This is a genomic window from Lachnospiraceae bacterium KGMB03038 (assembly GCA_007361935.1).
GTDB lineage: Bacteria > Bacillota > Clostridia > Lachnospirales > Lachnospiraceae > Massilistercora.
This window is the reverse complement of record CP041667.1, coordinates 1676432-1694511: the sequence shown is the minus strand read 5'-3', so window position 1 is coordinate 1694511 and position 18080 is coordinate 1676432. Positions and strand designations below refer to the sequence as shown.

The 18080-nt window shown below is 50.2% G+C and carries 19 protein-coding genes and 1 pseudogene; 2 read left to right on the top strand and 18 right to left on the bottom strand.

Annotated features, from left to right (window positions below; all coding sequences use genetic code 11):
• Positions 1–7: 7 nt before the first annotated feature.
• From FND36_08070 to FND36_08060, 3 genes and pseudogenes are all read right to left on the bottom strand, one after another.
• On the bottom strand, positions 8–607 hold the full coding sequence (locus tag FND36_08070; GenBank protein ID QDW75581.1) for an HAD family phosphatase: 600 nt from the start codon (positions 605–607) through the stop codon (positions 8–10).
• 12 nt (positions 608–619) lie between these two features.
• Positions 620–1327: pseudogene (locus tag FND36_08065) on the bottom strand (DUF2344 domain-containing protein).
• Complete coding sequence (locus FND36_08060) at positions 1311–3176, bottom strand: TIGR03960 family B12-binding radical SAM protein (GenBank protein QDW73992.1); 1866 nt, start codon at positions 3174–3176, stop codon at positions 1311–1313. Before FND36_08060 ends, FND36_08065 begins: the two are co-directional and overlap by 17 nt.
• Positions 3177–3384: 208 nt before the next feature.
• On the opposite strand from FND36_08060, the gene FND36_08055 reads away from it, so the two are divergent.
• Together FND36_08055 and FND36_08050 are read left to right on the top strand one after the other, a co-directional pair.
• A complete protein-coding gene (locus tag FND36_08055; GenBank protein ID QDW73991.1) occupies positions 3385–3651 on the top strand; it encodes a prevent-host-death protein in 267 nt (88 codons plus the stop codon).
• Positions 3644–3901 carry a Txe/YoeB family addiction module toxin gene (locus FND36_08050; protein QDW73990.1) on the top strand — a complete coding sequence of 86 codons (258 nt, stop codon included), beginning with the start codon at positions 3644–3646 and terminating at the stop codon, positions 3899–3901. The genes FND36_08055 and FND36_08050 overlap by 8 nt, the downstream gene beginning before the upstream one ends.
• 49 nt (positions 3902–3950) lie before the next feature.
• Here the strand turns inward: FND36_08050 and FND36_08045 are convergent, their stop codons facing one another.
• From FND36_08045 to FND36_07975, 15 genes are all read right to left on the bottom strand, one after another.
• A complete protein-coding gene (locus FND36_08045; GenBank protein QDW73989.1) occupies positions 3951–4259 on the bottom strand; it encodes a hypothetical protein in 309 nt (102 codons plus the stop codon).
• A 79-nt stretch (positions 4260–4338) separates the two neighbouring features.
• Complete coding sequence (locus FND36_08040) at positions 4339–5622, bottom strand: bifunctional phosphoribosyl-AMP cyclohydrolase/phosphoribosyl-ATP diphosphatase HisIE (GenBank protein QDW73988.1); 1284 nt, start codon at positions 5620–5622, stop codon at positions 4339–4341.
• Entirely contained in the window at positions 5619–6212 is a 594-nt protein-coding gene (hisB, locus tag FND36_08035) for an imidazoleglycerol-phosphate dehydratase HisB (protein QDW73987.1), read from the bottom strand. Before hisB ends, FND36_08040 begins: the two co-directional genes overlap by 4 nt.
• On the bottom strand, positions 6209–7516 hold the full coding sequence (hisD, locus tag FND36_08030; protein ID QDW73986.1) for a histidinol dehydrogenase: 1308 nt from the start codon (positions 7514–7516) through the stop codon (positions 6209–6211). Before hisD ends, hisB begins: the two co-directional genes overlap by 4 nt.
• Before the next feature lie 16 nt (positions 7517–7532).
• The gene (locus tag FND36_08025; GenBank protein QDW73985.1) at positions 7533–8168 is read right to left on the bottom strand and encodes an ATP phosphoribosyltransferase; all 636 of its coding nucleotides are present in this window, start codon (positions 8166–8168) and stop codon (positions 7533–7535) included.
• A gap of 4 nt (positions 8169–8172) precedes the next feature.
• On the bottom strand, positions 8173–9426 hold the full coding sequence (gene hisZ, locus FND36_08020; protein QDW73984.1) for an ATP phosphoribosyltransferase regulatory subunit: 1254 nt from the start codon (positions 9424–9426) through the stop codon (positions 8173–8175).
• Between the two features lie 75 nt (positions 9427–9501).
• Positions 9502–10050 (bottom strand): Holliday junction resolvase RecU, encoded by a 549-nt coding sequence (locus tag FND36_08015; protein QDW73983.1) that lies wholly within the window; start codon positions 10048–10050, stop codon positions 9502–9504.
• Positions 10008–11024, bottom strand: coding sequence for an RluA family pseudouridine synthase (locus tag FND36_08010; protein QDW73982.1), 1017 nt, complete (start codon positions 11022–11024; stop codon positions 10008–10010). The genes FND36_08015 and FND36_08010 overlap by 43 nt, the downstream gene beginning before the upstream one ends.
• Before the next feature lie 4 nt (positions 11025–11028).
• Positions 11029–11604 carry a hypothetical protein gene (locus tag FND36_08005; GenBank protein ID QDW73981.1) on the bottom strand — a complete coding sequence of 192 codons (576 nt, stop codon included), beginning with the start codon at positions 11602–11604 and terminating at the stop codon, positions 11029–11031.
• Positions 11601–12422, bottom strand: a complete 822-nt coding sequence (locus FND36_08000) for an SDR family NAD(P)-dependent oxidoreductase (protein QDW73980.1) — start codon at positions 12420–12422, stop codon at positions 11601–11603. The genes FND36_08005 and FND36_08000 overlap by 4 nt, the downstream gene beginning before the upstream one ends.
• A gap of 5 nt (positions 12423–12427) precedes the next feature.
• Positions 12428–14335 carry a YgiQ family radical SAM protein gene (locus tag FND36_07995; GenBank protein ID QDW73979.1) on the bottom strand — a complete coding sequence of 636 codons (1908 nt, stop codon included), beginning with the start codon at positions 14333–14335 and terminating at the stop codon, positions 12428–12430.
• Positions 14332–15003, bottom strand: a complete 672-nt coding sequence (locus FND36_07990; protein ID QDW75580.1) for an HAD family phosphatase — start codon at positions 15001–15003, stop codon at positions 14332–14334. Before FND36_07990 ends, FND36_07995 begins: the two co-directional genes overlap by 4 nt.
• 5 nt (positions 15004–15008) lie before the next feature.
• Positions 15009–15800, bottom strand: a complete 792-nt coding sequence (locus tag FND36_07985) for an rRNA pseudouridine synthase (GenBank protein ID QDW75579.1) — start codon at positions 15798–15800, stop codon at positions 15009–15011.
• Positions 15797–17236 carry an SAM-dependent methyltransferase gene (locus tag FND36_07980; GenBank protein ID QDW73978.1) on the bottom strand — a complete coding sequence of 480 codons (1440 nt, stop codon included), beginning with the start codon at positions 17234–17236 and terminating at the stop codon, positions 15797–15799. The genes FND36_07985 and FND36_07980 overlap by 4 nt, the downstream gene beginning before the upstream one ends.
• An 89-nt stretch (positions 17237–17325) precedes the next feature.
• A complete protein-coding gene (locus FND36_07975) occupies positions 17326–18036 on the bottom strand; it encodes a M23 family metallopeptidase (protein QDW73977.1) in 711 nt (236 codons plus the stop codon).
• Positions 18037–18080 lie beyond the last annotated feature (44 nt).

The window sequence follows — 18080 nt, the reverse complement described above, 5'->3', positions numbered from 1 at the left end:
TCTTACCTCATTTTAGCAGGAACTGCAACGGGATATCCTGGGTGAACAAGATTCCTCGGATTCCCTCCCGGCAGGCCGCGTCTACATTTTCCTTCCTGTCATCGAAAAAAAACGCCTTCTTAGGATCGATCCCGTAACGCTCCAAAAGGACCCGATAGATCCTGGAATCTGGTTTCATACACTGCTCCTGCCAGGAGAAGACACCTCCGTCAAAAAGCTCCAGAAAAGAAAGCTGTTCTTTTGACTGCCGGTACATTTCTTCCGAATAGTTAGAAAGGAAATACAGTTTCATTCCCTGCTCTTTCAGCGTTTCGATCCAAGGACGGGTAAAGGTATAGGGAACGATAGAAGCTCCAAATCCTCCAAACACTTCCCGGATTTCCTTCTCATATTCCGGGGCGTTTTCCAGGAAAAGTTCCAGCCACTGTTCGGTGGTCACAAGGCCAGAGTCCCCAGCGTCCCAGTCCGGATTTTTGAACATCGCTTCCGTCACAGCCTCCCTGGTCTTCTCATCATAGGAAAAGGTATCTAAGTAAGATTCCCAGGCAAAATCAATCAGCACATTGCCAATATCAAAGATAATCACTTCCGTTCCGGCCAGATCAATTCTGTCACCCAGGATCTCCCTGCCAAAAGCTTCCAGCGGTTCCAGTTCTCCCGCATCGTTCTTCGCGTAAAGATCTGTCCTGTGATAATGGAACGGCGCCTTCTCAATTCCCATAAACTTCAAAAAGGTCTCCATCAAAAGATCCGGCTTTAAATTCGCTTCGCTTCCCGCCGCCAAAAGAAGGCAGAGTCTGTCTTCTTTCACTTCCATCTGATGGATCATGGGGCGGATATCCACTTCTTTCTCATTTCGTTTGGTTTTCTTCCACACCAGAATCTCTTTTTCACTAAGAAATGCTTTCGCTTTCTCTTTCCACGCTTCCGGAATGGGAAGCGTCTCTTCCATAGACTTGGCGGACTTTAAGAGGCGGACTTCATATCCAGCGGCAGCAGTTACGGTCATTCCGCTCTTTTTCTTGTCCTCTGGAATCTCCAGAAAACTTAACACGTCTATGCCTTCCACCATAACCTGGTTCAGCCGTTCCACAGCCTGCTGGGAAGAAATATGCCCGGCAAGCTCAATATCCAGATATTCCCCGTCGCTGGTAAGCCCTACCCCTAAGGGCTGGGCAAAGGACATGATCATATGAGGACTGTAGCCGCCCGTGAACGCAATGGGGATTCCCGCCCTCCGCATGGCTTTCTGAAAATATCTCATCACATCCAGATGTCCGATGAACCGCATGATGCCATATTTACGAAATTTAATTCTTGCTTTCAACACAGACACCTCCCCGATATCTTGCCGCGCCGCAGCCGGAACATCTCTCCCGGCAGTTGGGAGTCACCTCTCCCTCCATAGCGCGCTTCCACTCTCTCTTTAAGAACTCTTTTGTCACACCGATATCAATAAAATCCCAGGGGAAGATTTCGTCCAGGGAACGCTCCCGCTGGTTATAAAATTCAATCGCCAGCCCCTCTTCCCGGAAGGATTCCATCCATTTCTCATTGTCAAACATTTCGTTCCAGGCGTCGTAGAGACATCCTTTCCGGTAGGCCCTTTCGATCACCCGGCTGATGCTGCGGTCCCCTCTGGCGAAAACACCTTCCAACACCGTCACTTCCGCATCATGCCATTGGTAACGCAGGCTCTTGCGGTTTAGCTGCTGGCTAAATCCTCGTTTTACGATGGCCGCTCTGGAAATATATTCTTCATTAGAATACATCTTCGCCCACTGGAAAGGCGTAAACGGCTTGGGAATAAAGAACGAACTGCTGGCCGTGATCTGGCATTTCCCATTCCTCTCATCCTTGGGGATCTCATAATATTTCCGTGCGATCCGGTCGGCCAGCGCCGGAATTTCCAGCATGTCCTCTTCCGTCTCCGTAGGAAGCCCCAGCATAAAGTAAAGCTTCACCTTATTCCAGCCTCCGGCAAAAGCCTGAGAAGCCCCCTCCAGGATCTCTTCTTCTGTCAGCCCTTTATTGATCACATTGCGCAGTCTCTGAGATCCGGCCTCCGGCGCGAAAGTCAGGCTGCTTTTGCGGATATCCTGGACTTTCTCCATCACATCCAAGGAGAACGCATCGATCCGGAGAGAAGGAAGGGAAATATTGATCCCTTTCTCCTTGAATTCATCGATCAGGAAATTCACCAGTTCTTTCAACTGGCTGTAATCGCTGGAACTTAAGGAACTTAAGGAAATCTCTTCGTGGCCCGTGTTCTCCAGCATCTGGCGGGCATACTCTTTTAACATCTCCAGGTTCCGTTCCCTGGTAGGACGGTACAACATTCCCGCCTGGCAGAACCGGCATCCCCGGATACATCCCCGCTGGATCTCCAGCACCACCCTATCCTGGGTCACCTTGATAAAAGGAACAACCGGCGCTTTGGGATAACAGGTGTCCGTCACGTCTAAAACCATCTGTTTTTGGATCTTTTCTTTAGCGTTTGGGTTGATCGGCCAAAAAGAGGCAATGGTCCCATCCTCTTTGTATGCTACTTCATAGAAAGAAGGCACATAGATTCCTTCGATCTGAGCCGCTTTTTCTAAGTAGTCCTTTCTGGAACCACCATTCTTTTTCGTCTCTTTATAAGCATCTAAAAGATCATCGTAGACCGTCTCGCCCTCCCCGATATAAAAGAGATCAAAAAACGGGGCCAGCGGTTCTGGGTTATAGGTGCACGGTCCCCCGCCGATCACGATCGGATCATCCCAGGTGCGGTCCGCCGCGTGCAGAGGGATTCCAGCCAGATCCAGGATCTGAAGAATATTGGTGTAGCACATCTCATACTGAATAGTGATCCCCAGGAAATCAAACTCCCGGATGGGATCCTGGGATTCCAGCGCGAACAGCGGGATATTCTCCTCCCGCATGATCTTGTCCAGATCCGTCCATGGGGAATAGACTCTCTCACACCAGACGTCCTCCCTGCGGTTGAACATATCATAGAGGATCTGGATTCCCAGGTGGGACATACCGATCTCATACACATCCGGAAAACACATGGCAAACCGGATATCCACCTGATCCTTGTCCTTCATTACTGAATTGACCTCGCCTCCAATGTAGCGGGCCGGCTTCTCGATCTTCATTAAAACCTCATCATTCAGGGCTAATCTACGCATTGATCTACTCTCTTTTCTCCTTGTTTGGTTCCTTTGCAATAGAGGAAAATTTATTGTTTAAACTCGCATAAGTATACACTATTTTTGTTGATTTTACAAATCTTTTCGCAGGGACTCTGGCATAAATTGTTTAGCTCATCACCTTGACGTACAAAATATTGTACGCTATAATTTAAGTACAAAATATTGTACGTTTGGAGGCGATGTCATGTTAGCTGTTAATTATACTATGCTTCGTGAAAACATGAAAAGCTGTATGGATAAAGTAACGGATGATTATGAGACCATGATCGTGACCAGGAAAAACAACAAAAATGTAGTCATGATCTCAGAGGAAGCCTACAATAATATGATGGAAAATCTCCATCTTGTAGAAAATAAAACGAACTACGACTGGTTGATGGAATCAAAGAAGCAATTGACCGAGGGCCATTTTGCTGTCCATGATCTGGATGAGGGTTCCTCCGATGAATAAGGTATTTACCGATAACGGTTGGAAAGACTATGTATACTGGCAAACAGAAGATCGTAAAACACTTCGCAAAATTAATAAATTACTGGATGATATATCAAGAAATGGAAACGAAGGGATTGGAAAGCCGGAACCGCTGGTGGGAAATTTGTCAGGGTTCTGGAGCCGCAGGATCAATGAAACGGACAGATTGGTATACCGGATTGACAATGAAAACATTTATATTTTGTCCTGCAGGTACCATTATCAATAACAATCTCTATTAGAAAAAGGCGGGAAATCCCGCCTTTTTCTAATATTTTTTACAGATTCTGCCATACCTCCGCCACATCCAAGTCCGTAGTGATCTCTTCTGTGATCTGGGTGCTGTCCGCTTCCAGGATCTTTCCGCCTTGCTGATCCATAGCAACAAAAGCCGCAAACAAAAGGAAGCACAACAGCGCCCGAAGTCCAAAAGTTCCCGGCATCTCTTCCTGGTCCTCTTCTCTTTTGTACAGCTTTCCATAGGCTGCCCGGTATCTGGGATGGACCGCCGGAGGCGTGCGCCAGTCGCTGTAAAGGCTGCGGGTTTCCTCCAAAAGCTGTTTCCTGCGTTTCTCGGACTCGTTCATCGTCTCACCTCTCTGGTGAAATATATGCGGATGTTTCCGGCTATATTACAAGATTTCTTTCTTAGAAGACTGCCTCGTTCTACCGGTCGGCCAATTCTTTGATGATATCCTCCCAGGTGATGCCCCGTTCAACCATCAGGACCATTAAGTGATAGAGGAAATCAGAAACCTCATATTTAACCTCTTCCGGGTTGGGGTTTTTGGCGGCGATCACGATCTCTGTAGCCTCCTCCCCAACTTTTTTCAAGATCTTATCGATTCCTTTTTCAAACAGATAATTGGTATAGGATCCTTCCTTCGGGTGCTCGTGTCGGTCTACGATCGTATCATACACAGACTCAAAGACCTTCAGCGGATTTGTCTCATCGTAGTCGGTTCCCGCCAGCGGCTGGAAGAAGCAGCTTGGATTGCCCGTGTGGCAGGCAGGACCTATCTGTTCTACTTTAGCCAGCAGCGTATCCAGATCACAGTCGATGGTCAGAGATTTTACATATTGGAAATGGCCGCTGGTCTCTCCTTTCGTCCAAAGGCACTTCCGGCTCCTGCTGTAGTAAGTCATCTTCCCTGTCTTGATCGTCTGATAAAAGGCTTCTTCATTCATATAGGCCAGCATCAAGACTTCCTGGGATTTATAATGCTGGACTACCACTGGGATCAGACCTTGCTCATTGGTCTTAAACTGGGAAAATTCCATCATACTCTCAAAAGAAGTCATCTTGATATCCTCATCCCCGCATTTTTCCTTAAATGCTACGAAGTCCATATCTGTCTGACTTACATATTTCCCTGACAATCCCTTTACACCGGGACACTTTAAGATTTTAAAAAGTTCCGGCTCCTCTAGGGTATCCGTCACAATGACGCAGGGGACATCCGTCACATTCATCACCGAATTCAGATCCAATCGATGCATGAAGATGATCTCACTGGTATAATCTTCAATGATGTGCTGATGTTTAAACAGCGCGTCAAAGTCGTTCAGCGACACTGCGATCTTCTCTTTTCCGAAACGTTTTGCCGCATCCTCGATCATTTTTATACTCTCCGTCTTAGAGAAGTTCAGCATAGCTCGTTTCGCGCCCGCATAGAGGATCTTTTTGACATCTTCCTGCCGACGGATATTTCCTCCCGCCACCATCGGAATCCGGATGACACGATTCATCCGGCGCATAAGATTGATGGCCTCATCATGCTCGTCGTCCGCCTCAGACAAGTCGAAGACAAGAAGTTCATCCGCGCCGTGGTCACTGTAGTACTTTGCGAGACCTACCACATCATCAGAAAGTACTTCCCGGTCATTGAACCATTTTACTGCTTTTCCCTCCGCGATAAAAATGCAGGGGATCAATCTTTTATAACTCATAGAGATAAGCTTCCTTTCGTTGTCCAGGCGTCTTTGATCCTGGGTTCTTCCATTGTCGCCATATCCAGGGCCTTTCCAAAACTTTTGAACAATGCCTCTGCCATATGATGGCTGTTCCCTCCGTCTAAAATCTTAAGATGGAGATTCATCATGGCGCTGTAGGAGACGGCGTAAAAGAATTCTTTCACCATCTGCGTCTCCATCCCGCCCATCCGCTCTGTCGGAAAGGCAGCGTCGAATTTCAGATAGGGTCTGCCGGAAAGGTCTACCGCGCACAGCGCCAGCGTCTCATCCATCGGCAGGATCATATGGCCGTACCTGCGGATTCCCGCTTTATCTCCCACCGCTTCCCGGATCGCCTGCCCCAAGACGATTCCTGTATCTTCGATGGTGTGATGGCAGTCCACTTCCGTATCCCCGCTGACCGCAGCCGTCAGATCAAAAAGACCATGGCGGGCAAATCCATCCAACATATGGTCGAAAAATCCAATCCCTGTTGCAATGCTGGTTTTCCCAGTTCCATCCAGGCCAAGGGTCAGCTGGATCTGTGTCTCTTTTGTCCTTCTTTCACAAGTGGCTGTCCGTTTCATCTGTCTTCCTCCTGCTCTTCGAATCTGACATGGACTGAGTTGGCATGGGCTGTCAGCCCCTCCGCCCTGGCAAATGTCTCCACCTCTTTGTGGACTTTATCAAGCGCCTCTTTTGAATATGCGATGATACTGGATTTCTTAATAAAATCATCCACCGAAAGGGGCGAAAAGAATTTGGCAGTCCCGTTGGTGGGAAGCACATGATTGGGCCCTGCGAAATAATCTCCCAAGGGTTCGCTTGCGTAAGCGCCAAGGAAGATGGCCCCCGCGTTGCGGATCTTGGTCATCACCTCATAGGGATCTTTTGTCTGGATCTCCAGGTGTTCTGAGGCGATCTCATTTGCAATATCGATGGCTTCATCCATGGTATCCGCCACCAGGATATACCCGTAGTTATCCAGAGATTTGCGAATGATCTCCGCTCTGGATAAGACAGCCAGGAATCCATCCACTTCTTTCGAAACCTGTTCTGCCAGAGCCTGGCTGGTAGTCACTAAAATGGCGGAAGCCAGCTCGTCATGCTCTGCCTGGGAAAGCAGGTCCGCCGCCACGTATCTAGGATCAGCCGTTTCATCCGCGATCACTAGGATCTCACTGGGCCCCGCGATAGCGTCGATGCTCACATGGCCGTACACCGCCTTTTTAGCCAGAGCCACATAAATATTTCCAGGACCTACGATCTTATCTACTTTGGGGATGGACTGTGTCCCATAGGCCAAAGCGCCAATTGCCTGGGCGCCGCCAACTTTATAAATGGCCGCAGCGCCTGCTTCATGGGCCGCCACCAAAGTGGTAGGCGTTACTTTCCCGTCTTTGCCGGGGGGAGTTACCATCAGGATTTCCTCCACTCCCGCCACCTTGGCCGGAAGGATATTCATGAGAACAGAAGAAGGATACGCGGCTTTCCCGCCCGGAACATAGACGCCTACCCGCCGAAGAGGCGTCACCTTCTGCCCCAGGATGCTGCCATCCGGCTTACTGTCAAACCAACTGTATTGTTTCTGCTTGGCGTGATAGTCCTCAATGTTGCGCAGGGCTTTCCGGATCACATCCAGAAGCTCTTTTGGAACCTTCTCATAGGCTTCTTCGATCTCTTCTGGCGTGACCAGGATCGTTTCCCTGGTAAGTTCCGCCCCGTCGAATCTTTTGGTATAGGCAAACAGCGCTTCATCGCCGTTTTCCCTTACGTCTCTCAGGATTTTGGCCACCTGGTCTTCATAAGCGCCATACTGGTCAGGACTTCTCTTCAGAAGATCTGTCAGCAGACCTTCCCGCGCCGATGGATCTAAGCGTTGAATTCTCATGGCATCTCTCTCCTTTTTATATCTGTGTCCGCAGTTTCATCAAAAGCTGCTGGATCCGTTCACTTTCCATCCGCATACTGACTGGATTAACGATCATTCTGGCAGACAGCGGACACACCTCTTCCAGCACTTCCAAACCGTTCTCTTTTAATGTAGAACCGGTCTCCACAATATCCACGATCACCTCGGAAAGCCCCACGATGGGAGCAAGCTCAATAGAGCCGTTTAATTTGATGATCTCCACCGTCTGATGTTTGGTATTGTAGAAGTAGTCTTTGGCGATATTGGGATATTTGGTCGCCACCCGGATCAATTCATGGTGCTGCAAAAGCGGCGCCGCTTCCTTCTTGCCGCAGACACACATGGTACATTTCCCATAACCTAAGTCCAGGACCTCATGGACTTTCCGGCCTTCTTCCAGGATCGTATCCTTGCCCACGACCCCTATGTCCGCAGCGCCGTACTCCACATACGTGGGAACATCCGGCCCTTTGGCCAGGAAGAACCGAAGACCCAGTTCTTCGTTGGTAAAGATCAGCTTCCGGGAATCCGGCTCCTTCATCTCTTCGCAGGTGATCCCGATCTTCTCAAACAGTTCCAGCGTCTGTTTCGCCAGGCGCCCTTTCCCCAGTGCAAATGTCAGATATCTCATAATTCTACTCCGTTCTGTTGTTCTCGATCACTTTCTGCTCCCCGCTTACCAGGTTGATCATGGTGATCTCTCCCGACTTCTTGATATAGATCAGATTGCCGGCGTAATACTCTTTCCCATATTCTACATACTCTTCCAGAAGCCGGTCCTTTTCTTTGCGCAGCAGCTCCGTATTCTTGGCCTTATGCCGGAAATCCTTGGCCAACGCGATGGCGCTGGCTTCTCTTCCCTCATCATAGAGAATGATGTTGTTTTTCCTGGTATAGACGATCCGCAGTTTCTGCCGCATCATAGCGTTCATCAGCTCGTCGATCACGATGGCGAATCCGATAGAGGGTGATTTCTTCCCAAATTTCTCCAACAGGTGATCGTAACGGCCGCCTTTTACGATGGCGTCTCCGGTTCCGTAAGTATAGCCCCGGAAAATGATCCCTGTGTAATACCCGTAATTTCCCGTCATGCCCAGATCAAAGGTGACAAACTTCTCCACCCCGTAAAGCTTCAGGATGTTGTAGATTCGCTCCATCCGTTTGACCGCCATGATCCCGGAGGAATTGGGCGCGATATCCTTGGCGCGGGAAAGCACTTCCACGCCGCCTACCAGTTCCCCTAGAGAAACAAACGCTTCCCTGGAACTGCGTTTCACCTGGATGCTGTCCAGATATTCTTCTACTCCAAAATAATTCTTATTATTGATCAGCTCGATCACCCGCTCCTGAGCCTCTTCGTCCAGGCAGGCGTCCTCGATCAGGCTGCGGAAGAAATCTACATTTCCCACGCTCAGTTGGAATTCTTTCAAACCGATGGTCAGCATGGCCTCGATCACCAGCGCCAGCATCTCCGCATCCGCGTCCACAGAACCGTCGCCGATAAATTCCGCTCCCATCTGGGTCACTTCCCGAAGTCTTCCCTGGTAACTGGAGTGGTTGATAAAGGTATTCCCTGTATAGCACAGCCGGATGGGAAGCTGCTCATCGCCGAACAGCGTGGCTGCGGCCCTGGCTATGGACGGCGTGATATCCGGCCGCAGCGCCAGAGTATTTCCCTCTTTATCAAAGAATTTATAAAGATCTTTCGATGGAATGGTCCCGATCTCCTTGCGGAACACATCAAAATATTCAAACGTTGGGGTCTGGATATCGTGGTAGCCATAGAGATGGAAGGTTTTTTTGATCCTTCCCTCCAAAGCCAGTTTCTTTCCACATTCCACATTGTAGATATCCCGGACTCCCTCCGGAGTATGCAGTAATTTCTTCATAAGTCCTCCTGTTCGCAGATCCTCTGCGCTTTAGTATGGTAACACACAAAAGCATCTTGAATTATACGGATTTTTTTAGTCCTTGTCAAGTTCCCCTCGCAGCTCCAGATCCTGGTTTATCGCATCCAGATAGGGCACATAGCATCCCTTCTTTACTTCCATGAAAAACCTAGGGTCCAACTCCTCATACCGGAAGCTTTTCCGTCCTCCCGAAGCTCCTCTTTCCCAGAAAGACAAGACTTCCTGATAACGCATATAGTATAAGATATTGCGGGCCGAATAATAGATGATGAGGAAGGCGATCCCCCCCTGTTTCTCAAACCCGCCCATAAACCGCACCTGATGGGCATGGATATTCTGCAGCGGAAAGGTATCGGCCACACATTCTTTGGCATCAAAACAGACCGGCAGGCCCTGGACCGCCCCAATATAGTCTACCGTACTGCGCTGGTCAAAATAAGCCAGCGTAATATGGCGATGCTCCTTGTCGATCTTCACCGGAGTAATGGGGGTGGGGATCTTCTGGATCAGCGCCAGTCCCTTCTCCTGGTACCGCTCATTGGTCCGGTTGATCATATCTTCTAATGTAGAACCTCTAAGGCCTCTTGAATTCCACGTTCCCATTTTGTCTCCTTTATCAGTCTTGCAAATTCCTCCGGGACAGGCGCTGTCACTGTCTCTTGGGATAATCTTTCCAAAGGCCCTGTAAGTACCGGCATCTGGAGCTGGTAGGCGTGGAGAAGCTGGTCTTTGATCCCGTAAGCTTTTTTATATCCCTCATTCCACCTTCGGTCCCCATACTTATAGTCGCCCAGGATGGGGTGGCCTTCTCCCGCCAGATGGGCCCGGATCTGATGACTCCGCCCAGTGATCAAGTGTACCTTGAGAAGTGTCATTTCCCGACTTACCGCCAGCGGCGTGTACTCCGTCTCAATTGGAAGCGCTCCCTCCTGTTCTTTGGCCAGGATACGGACCTTATTGTTCCTCTCATCCTTGGTCAGGTACCCTCTGATATAGGCCTGTTTTGAAATAGAACCCTTCGCGAAACATAAGTAGTATTTTTTAATACTACGCTTTCTGAATAGTTCTGTCAACTCCTGGAGCCCAGCCAGAGTTTTCCCTGCTCCAATGATCCCGCTGGTATTGCGGTCCAGGCGGTTGCAGACGGCAGGCTGGAACGCCCGCAGCTCTTCCTCTCCCAACCGGCCGCTCTTACGAAGGTACCATCTCACAAATTCCACCGCCGACAGATCTTCTTTCCTGGCCCGCTGGGACAGCATTCCGGAAGGTTTGTTCACAAACAGGACATGGGCGTCTTCATAAAGGATCTCTGGATGTTTTCCCGGAAATCCTTCTTCTGCCGGAAGGGCTTCTGAAATTCCCCGGAATTTTTCCATCGTCTCTTGGGCCAGGAAGAATTTCACCTGGTCTCCAGTTTCCAGCTTCTCGCTTCCGGAGGCTTTCTTTCCATTCAGCACGATATTCTTTTTTCGCAGCATTTTATAGAGAAAACTTCCCGGAGCCTGAGACAGATATTTCTTTAGAAATTTATCCAGACGCTGTCCCGCTTCGTTTTCTTTGATCGTAATTTCTATCATAGGCTTACATCGATGTACTTAAGATCAGTCTTCTGATCTTGCGCTCTCTCTTGCGGTTCTCCGGCTGATCCACAGAGGCGATATTGTTCATTCCTTCCACCCTGGTAATAAAGGCTGTGTAATCGTGGAAGATCTTGACGGTTACTTTCTCACACTTATTTTTCTGAAGCATTTCCTTTACATATCTGGCCGCCTTCACCTCGTCCGTCTTAGGGCTTTTGGTATATCCGCAGACGGTGTGCCCGGAGATCACAAACGCATCCACCGGCATGACTTTATCGTTGCCGGTTAGGATCGTATCATAGACTTTGGTGAGCAGAGCGGCTTTTTCCTGGATCTCCTCGAATTTCTCCGGCTCTATACTTTGATTGGGCGCCATGGTGATAAACTCTACCAGCATCTTAGCCGCCGGCAGGCAGCACACCACCGCCGCTACCGTAAATAGATTCAGTTTTGACCCGGTCTGTATATATCCCAGCACTACGAGAGCGATCACGATAGCAAATTCTCCGATCGCCCAGATCAGGTACTTGGTCTTCTGTGATTTAATATATCCTGGCTGTCCTTTTTCAATCTTCATTCTTCTTTTGCTCCTGACTGATTTATGGTTTTTAAAAATGCCGCGCACAGCCGGCCCGGAACCAGTTTCGCCCCGATACGGGCCGCCTTCATCCAGACGCCGTAGGTGGAAACCGATTTCCTTCGGACTCCGTCCAAAAGCCCCTGTCTTACCACGTCTTCCGCCGCGGCTTTTGCCGCCTTTCGCAGGCTTCCGGGAAGAACGCCTGACCGGTCAAAAAATTCCGTATCTACCGGACCCGGACAAAGGACGGTAACGGAGATCCTCCGCTCTTTCAATTCTTCTCCAAGAGCCAGAGAAAGCCGGTAGACATAAGCCTTGGCGGCCGCATAGACGGCAAATCCAGGCTGAGGCGCGAATGCCGCCGCCGAGGCGATATTTAAGATCCGGCTTCCCTTCCCCTGATAAGGAAGGCAGATCTGGATCATCCGCGTCAATGCCCGGCAGTTTATATCGATCTGGCCCAGCTGTTCCCTGCGCTCTGCCTGAACCTTTTCTTCCCATCGGTCCTCTTTCTCCTGCCAGGCAGTTCCTGCCATGTCGCCTACTTTTCCGTATCCCGCCCCGTTGACCAGCATCCGGATATCCGGGGTATGCCTGGACAATTCTCTCTCGATCCGCTCATAGATATAATCCCTCTGCAGATCTCCATCGAAGATCCTCAAAGGAATCGAAACTTCTCCTTCCAGTTCTTTCAGCCTCTGGGTCCTTCTGGCCACCACCCACAGTTCATCCAGATTCCGGTAAAGCCGTGGAATCTGCCGGACAAACTCTCTGCCAAGCCCGGAGGAGGCTCCCGTAACAACTGCGATTCTCATGGTCATCATCTCCCCGCTTTCTTCTTATGGATATTTCGGATGGTCTTTTTCTTCCTATTTGGCTTCCTGTCTTTCCGGCTCTGCAAGAAGGCCTCCTTCCCCTGAATAGGTTCCTTCCCTTTGGGCCGGATCAGACAGCCTTTCCCATATCCGATCAGATCGGTCCGTCCTGCCTTCTCAAGGGCTTCCCGGACCAGCTCATAATTCTTCGGGTCCCGATACTGGATCAGCGCCCTCTGCATGGCTTTTTCATGAGGATTCTTTGGTACATAGACCGGTTTCATGTCCCTGGGATCTACCCCTGTATAATACATACAGGTGGAAAGGGTGGACGGCGTAGGATAAAAATCCTGCACCTGCTCCGGCATATACCCTAGATCTCTTAAGTATTCCGCCAGTTCTACCGCTTCTTTCAGGGTGGATCCGGGATGGGAGGACATCAGATAAGGCACCAGATACTGATCCTTGCCCAGCCTTTGATTCATCTTGCGGTAACGCCGCACAAACTCCTGATACACCCGGTTCTCCGGTTTCCCCATCCGGGTGAGCACCCGATCCGACACATGTTCCGGGGCGACTTTCAACTGGCCGCTGACATGATATTGGCACAGTTCTTTGAGAAAGGTATCTTCCGGGTCAGCCAATACATAGTCAAACCGGATGCCGGAACGTATAAATACTTTCTTTACATGGGGAAGTTTTCGAAGCTTCCGCAGAAGGGAAACATAGTCCCTGTGATCCGCCTTTAAATTCGGGCAGGGCTTCGGGAACAGACACTGCCGGTCCGGGCAGACCCCATGTTCCATCTGCTTCTTGCAAGAAGGATGCCTGAAATCGGCGGTCGGCCCTCCCACGTCATGGATATATCCTTTAAAATCCGGGTCCTTGGCAAATCCTTCCGCCTCTTCCAGCAAAGAAGCATGGCTTCTGGTCTGGATGATCCTTCCCTGATGGAAGGTCAGGGCACAGAAGCTGCATCCCCCAAAACATCCCCGGTTGCTGATCAAACTGAATTTTACTTCCGAGACAGCCGGAACGCCGCCCAGCGGTTCATAAGAAGGATGGTAAGTCCGCATATAGGGATAGCTGTAAACATCATCCATCTCCTGAGTCGTCAAAGGTTTGGCCGGGGGATTCTGCACCACATAGAGATGTTCTCCATATGGCTCCACCAGACGTTTCCCGGTAAATGGATCAGTATTTTTGTACTGGGTATAAAAACTTTTTGCATAGTTTAATTTGTCCGCCTGCAGATCCTCATAAGAAGGGAGAATCTGGGCATCGTAGACTCCGTCCAGACTTTTGGTCCGGTATACGGTTCCCGGCACAAACGTAATGTCCTTCACATCCAGTCCCGCATCCAGCGCCTCCGCGATCTCGGGGATCGAATGTTCTCCCATTCCATAGGATATCAGATCCGCCCCGGAATCTAAGAGCACGGACCGTTTCAGCCGGTCTGACCAGTAATCATAGTGGGCCAGACGCCGCAGGCTGGCCTCGATCCCGCCCAGGATCACCGGCACGTCCTTATAAGCCTGACGGATCAGGTTCCCATAGACCACCGCCGCGTAATCCGGCCGTTTTCCCATAGCCCCTCCCGGCGTGTAGGCATCCTTTTGCCGCCGCTTTTTGGACACGGTATAGTGATTGACCATAGAATCCATATTTCCGGCAGACACCAGGAATCCAAGCCGGGGCCTTCCATATTCCGTGATGCTCTCTGTTTTCCGCCAGTCCGGCTGGGAAAGGACCGCCACCCGGTAGCCCCTGGCTTCCAAAAGCCGGGTAATGATGGCCGTCCCAAAGGAAGGATGATCCACATAGGCATCCCCGCTTACATAGACAAAATCCGGCCGGTCCCATCCCCGCGCTTCCATATCAGCCCTGCACAGAGGCAAAAAGTCCTGTTTCATTTCAATACCTCGTAGGTTTCGTTGATAATATCTTCGTAATCCTGGATATAATAGTCAGCAAGTTCCCGTTTCTTCTTCTCCTGGGGTTTCGAGAAATCGTCTTCCACCGCGCAGACTTTCATACCCGCGTTTTTCCCTGCCAGGATCCCCATGGGAACGTCTTCAAAGACCAGGCAGCGCTCCGGCGCCACGCCCATATCTTTTGCAACCAGAAGATACACATCCGGCGCCGGCTTCCCAGAAGCCACTTCGCAGGCCGTTCTTACAGAGTCAAAAAGCTCCGTGATCTTCAGGGCTTCCAGCGTATCGTCTACCAGCCGCCGTCCATTGCTGGTGGCGATCCCGATTTTCTTCCCCATCTTACGCATCCTTTGGATAAATTCACCAGCACCTGTCTTCAGAGGAACCTGAGTCATGTACCGTTCATAAGCCATCTGGGTCCAATCCTCCATGATCTCCTCCCGCGTTCTTGGAAGAGAAGGAAAGGTATCCAGGAAATACTGGGCCACCTCCCGATAACTCATCCCCTCCATGGCCTGATGGAAATCCTCCGGCTGGGTCAGGTCATATCTCTCCAAATACACCTGGTCGATATCCGGCCAGATCCACATAGAGTCGATCAAAGTGCCGTCCATATCAAAGATTACCGCGTCCACATTTTCCAGCATATGTTTCATAGTTTCTCTATCTCCTCATCTGTAAGCCTCCGGTACTGTCCAGGCTCCAGCTTCTGATCCAACCGAAGGCCGCCCATTGACAGCCGCTTCAGATACACCACTTCTTTCCCCACTGCCAGAAACATCCGTTTGACCTGATGGAATTTTCCCTCCTGGATGGTCACAAGGACCTCCGATACAGGCTCCTCTTCTTCTGCCGCTTTCCCGGTCTCTTCCGCCTCCTGCGCGGATGGATGGATCACATTCAGGATCTCCAGTTTCGCGGGGCTTGCCCACTCCTCCTGCTTCTGTCCCTGTTTTCCTTTTTTGGGGGAAAGTCCGATACAGATTCCTTGCGCGAACCTCTCCACATCCTGGTCTGTCACTTCTCCCCGCACCCTGGCGTAATAGCACTTGTCCACGTGCTTGCGGGGCGATAATAACCGATGCCCCAAAGCGCCGTCATTGGTGATCAGAAGAAGTCCCTCCGTATCTTTGTCCAATCTTCCCACCGGAAACAGATCTGGACGGCGTTTCTCACCAAGCAGATCCAGCACCGTCTGTTCTCTGCCGTCTGCTGTAGCCGTGATCACGCCCGCCGGCTTGTTCAGCATATAATACTCATATTTCTGATAGAGAATCTCCCTGCCGTCCAGGGATACCTTTTGCTTTCCTTCATCAACTTTCGTCTCAGGCTTTTTCGCCAAAACTCCGTCGATCTCTACCCGGCCCTGGCGGATATACGCCTTCACCTGCTGGCGGCTTCCTTCTCCTGCTTCCGAAAGATATTTGTCCAGCCGCATCATCAGCACATCCTCCAGCCGGGAAGATATTTATTCTTCAACGTATCTCCTGCCAGTTTCCCCCATCCCAAGGGATACCCGTCTACGCAGACCAGATACCAGTTGTTTTCTTTTCCCTTCTTGGCTTTCCCGCTTTTCTTGCCTTTCTTGTTTTCTCTGCCTGGAGTCTGAGCCGGATCTTCCATCAAGTCTTCCACGTCCAGAGTCTCTCCCTTCAGATAGCGGAACACCCGCTCATCCTGAGACGAGAGATTGAGACTGCGGCTATATTCCTCCCGCTTCAGGCACATGGCCAGGGCCTGGCTTGGCTCAAACCGTTCTTTCTTCAGTTCGCCCATCAAAAGGCCTGTCCGCAGGAAACGGACGCCCCGCAGATCGGGCACGCCTTCCGGCATATAATAAACCCGCTCCTTGTTGATCTGGATTCTGGAAGGGTCCAGTTCCCAAGTGATCTCTCCCAGGAAATCCTCCAAAGGTTCCGGAAGGGATTTCCCTTTCCCCATGGTTTTTAGAGAAGTCTGGGCTGCTTGGGCCGCCTGTCCTTTTGCCCCTTTTCTTAGAAGGGCCAGATAGTGGCCTTCTCCCTGCATTTTGTGGGGGAAGATGCGCACCGTATCGCGCAGTTCCTCTGACTGGCTGATTCCAGAAGAAAAGCCCTGGTAAGACTCCATGGGAAGAATCTTAAATTCCGGGAAACGCTCCAGCAGATGGGCAATCACTTCTTCATTTTCCCTCTGGTCAAAGGTACAGGTAGAATACAGCATAAGACCTCCCGGCCGCAGCATCTGGGCTGCCTGCAGGATGATCCCTTTCTGGATCTTGCAGAAATACTCCGGTCCATGCTCTTCCCATGCTTTGATCATCTTCCGGTCTTTGCGGAACATTCCCTCGCCAGAGCAGGGGGCGTCGATCAGGATCTTATCAAAATATTCTTGAAAATGTGAAACCAAAGCGCCTGGCTCTTCACTTAAGACCAGCATATTTCCGATGCCGAACAATTCCAGATTTTTCAAAAGCCCTTTGGCGCGGGAGCTGCTCAGGTCATTGGCAGCCAAGAGGCCCCTTCCTCCCAATTTCGCTCCCAGCTCCGTGGCCTTTCCCCCAGGGGCCGCGCACACATCCAGCACCCGGTCTCCCGGCTCGATGGGCAATCGGGAAGCCGGCGTCATTGCGCTTGGCTCCTGCAGGTAATAAAGTCCCGCAAAATAATAGGGATGCTTAGAAGGGACTTCTTTTTCTCCGTCATAGTAGAACCCGTTGCTGATCCAGGGGATCGGGCGGATCGGAAAGGGACAGATTTTTTGAAACTCTTCCACGGAAATTTTGCTTGTATTGACCCGCAGCCCATAATATCTTGGGTTCTCAAAACAGTTTATATATTGTTCAAACTCGTCTCCAAGGAGACTGCACATTTTCTCTTCAAACGCCTGGGGCAGCTTCATCTATTTTTCCTCCAGCTTTTTTCTCTCTGTAATCAAACAGACTGAAATCAGTATACCATATTTGCCGAAAGAACTCTACCCGAAGGAGGTTATCCAGAGAATTCATATTTCAACCGGTGATCTTCCAGCCACCGCAGGACATAATAGGGATTCAGGCTGATCTCCTCCCCATCCAGATAGACGTAGATCCCAATGTGGAGATGTACGTCAAATTTCCCTGTCGTCCCTTCCGGCCCATATCCGGAATCTCCCATATAACCAAGGAGTTCGCCGGCCTTCACTTTATCGCCTTTCTGGATCTCTGTATAAGAATCTAGATGTGCGTAGTAATAATAAGTACCACTATCTCCTGTAATTCCGATCCGGTACCCTCCCTGCTCCAGCCAGCCCAGATTGGTGATCACTCCGTCCGTCATACTAAGGACCGGATACAATCCCCTTTGGTTCTTGAGCGCCATAATATCAATCCCCTCATGCCCCCGCTTTCCGCCATAATTGCGTTCGGACATCCACGTATTGACATATGAAGTTTTGAGTTTGGGATCCAGCGTGGATTCCGGCACCGGAAAATATTTTACTTCCTGTTTTACCGCTTCCAGAAGACGGCTGCTCTCCTGAGGCAATTGGTCCTTTCGTTTCCACAGCTTATCCGAGAAAAACTCTGCCCGGAAGCTTTCATTCTGGATCTCTGTCTTCTTCCAAGTATTGGTCCGGCCTGTTTCATACAGCTTATGTATGGCCAGTACTGAGAAAAAAGCCAGCAGAAAGACAAGGAGAAACCGTTTGCCCTGATCGTGCATATGCGCATATCCACCTGCTCACAAATGTCCTTTCTGCACTATAT

What these genes read in the sequence shown, in the direction of transcription:
- FND36_08000 (QDW73980.1), bottom strand. Translation starts at nt 12,422, where the DNA reads ATGAGAATCGCAGTTGTTACGGGAGCCTCCTCCGGGCTTGGCAGAGAG.
- FND36_08005 (QDW73981.1), bottom strand. Translation starts at nt 11,604, where the DNA reads ATGAAGATTGAAAAAGGACAGCCAGGATATATTAAATCACAGAAGACC.
- FND36_07990 (QDW75580.1), bottom strand. Translation starts at nt 15,003, where the DNA reads ATGCTGGAAAATGTGGACGCGGTAATCTTTGATATGGACGGCACTTTG.
- FND36_07975 (QDW73977.1), bottom strand. Translation starts at nt 18,036, where the DNA reads ATGCACGATCAGGGCAAACGGTTTCTCCTTGTCTTTCTGCTGGCTTTT.
- FND36_08045 (QDW73989.1), bottom strand. Translation starts at nt 4,259, where the DNA reads ATGAACGAGTCCGAGAAACGCAGGAAACAGCTTTTGGAGGAAACCCGC.
- FND36_07995 (QDW73979.1), bottom strand. Translation starts at nt 14,335, where the DNA reads ATGAAACAGGACTTTTTGCCTCTGTGCAGGGCTGATATGGAAGCGCGG.
- hisB (QDW73987.1), bottom strand. Translation starts at nt 6,212, where the DNA reads ATGAAACGGACAGCCACTTGTGAAAGAAGGACAAAAGAGACACAGATC.
- FND36_08010 (QDW73982.1), bottom strand. Translation starts at nt 11,024, where the DNA reads ATGATAGAAATTACGATCAAAGAAAACGAAGCGGGACAGCGTCTGGAT.
- FND36_08050 (QDW73990.1), top strand. Translation starts at nt 3,644, where the DNA reads ATGAATAAGGTATTTACCGATAACGGTTGGAAAGACTATGTATACTGG.
- FND36_08015 (QDW73983.1), bottom strand. Translation starts at nt 10,050, where the DNA reads ATGGGAACGTGGAATTCAAGAGGCCTTAGAGGTTCTACATTAGAAGAT.
- FND36_08055 (QDW73991.1), top strand. Translation starts at nt 3,385, where the DNA reads ATGTTAGCTGTTAATTATACTATGCTTCGTGAAAACATGAAAAGCTGT.
- hisZ (QDW73984.1), bottom strand. Translation starts at nt 9,426, where the DNA reads ATGAAGAAATTACTGCATACTCCGGAGGGAGTCCGGGATATCTACAAT.
- hisD (QDW73986.1), bottom strand. Translation starts at nt 7,516, where the DNA reads ATGAGAATTCAACGCTTAGATCCATCGGCGCGGGAAGGTCTGCTGACA.
- FND36_07980 (QDW73978.1), bottom strand. Translation starts at nt 17,236, where the DNA reads ATGAAGCTGCCCCAGGCGTTTGAAGAGAAAATGTGCAGTCTCCTTGGA.
- FND36_08040 (QDW73988.1), bottom strand. Translation starts at nt 5,622, where the DNA reads ATGAGTTATAAAAGATTGATCCCCTGCATTTTTATCGCGGAGGGAAAA.
- FND36_08025 (QDW73985.1), bottom strand. Translation starts at nt 8,168, where the DNA reads ATGAGATATCTGACATTTGCACTGGGGAAAGGGCGCCTGGCGAAACAG.
- FND36_08060 (QDW73992.1), bottom strand. Translation starts at nt 3,176, where the DNA reads ATGCGTAGATTAGCCCTGAATGATGAGGTTTTAATGAAGATCGAGAAG.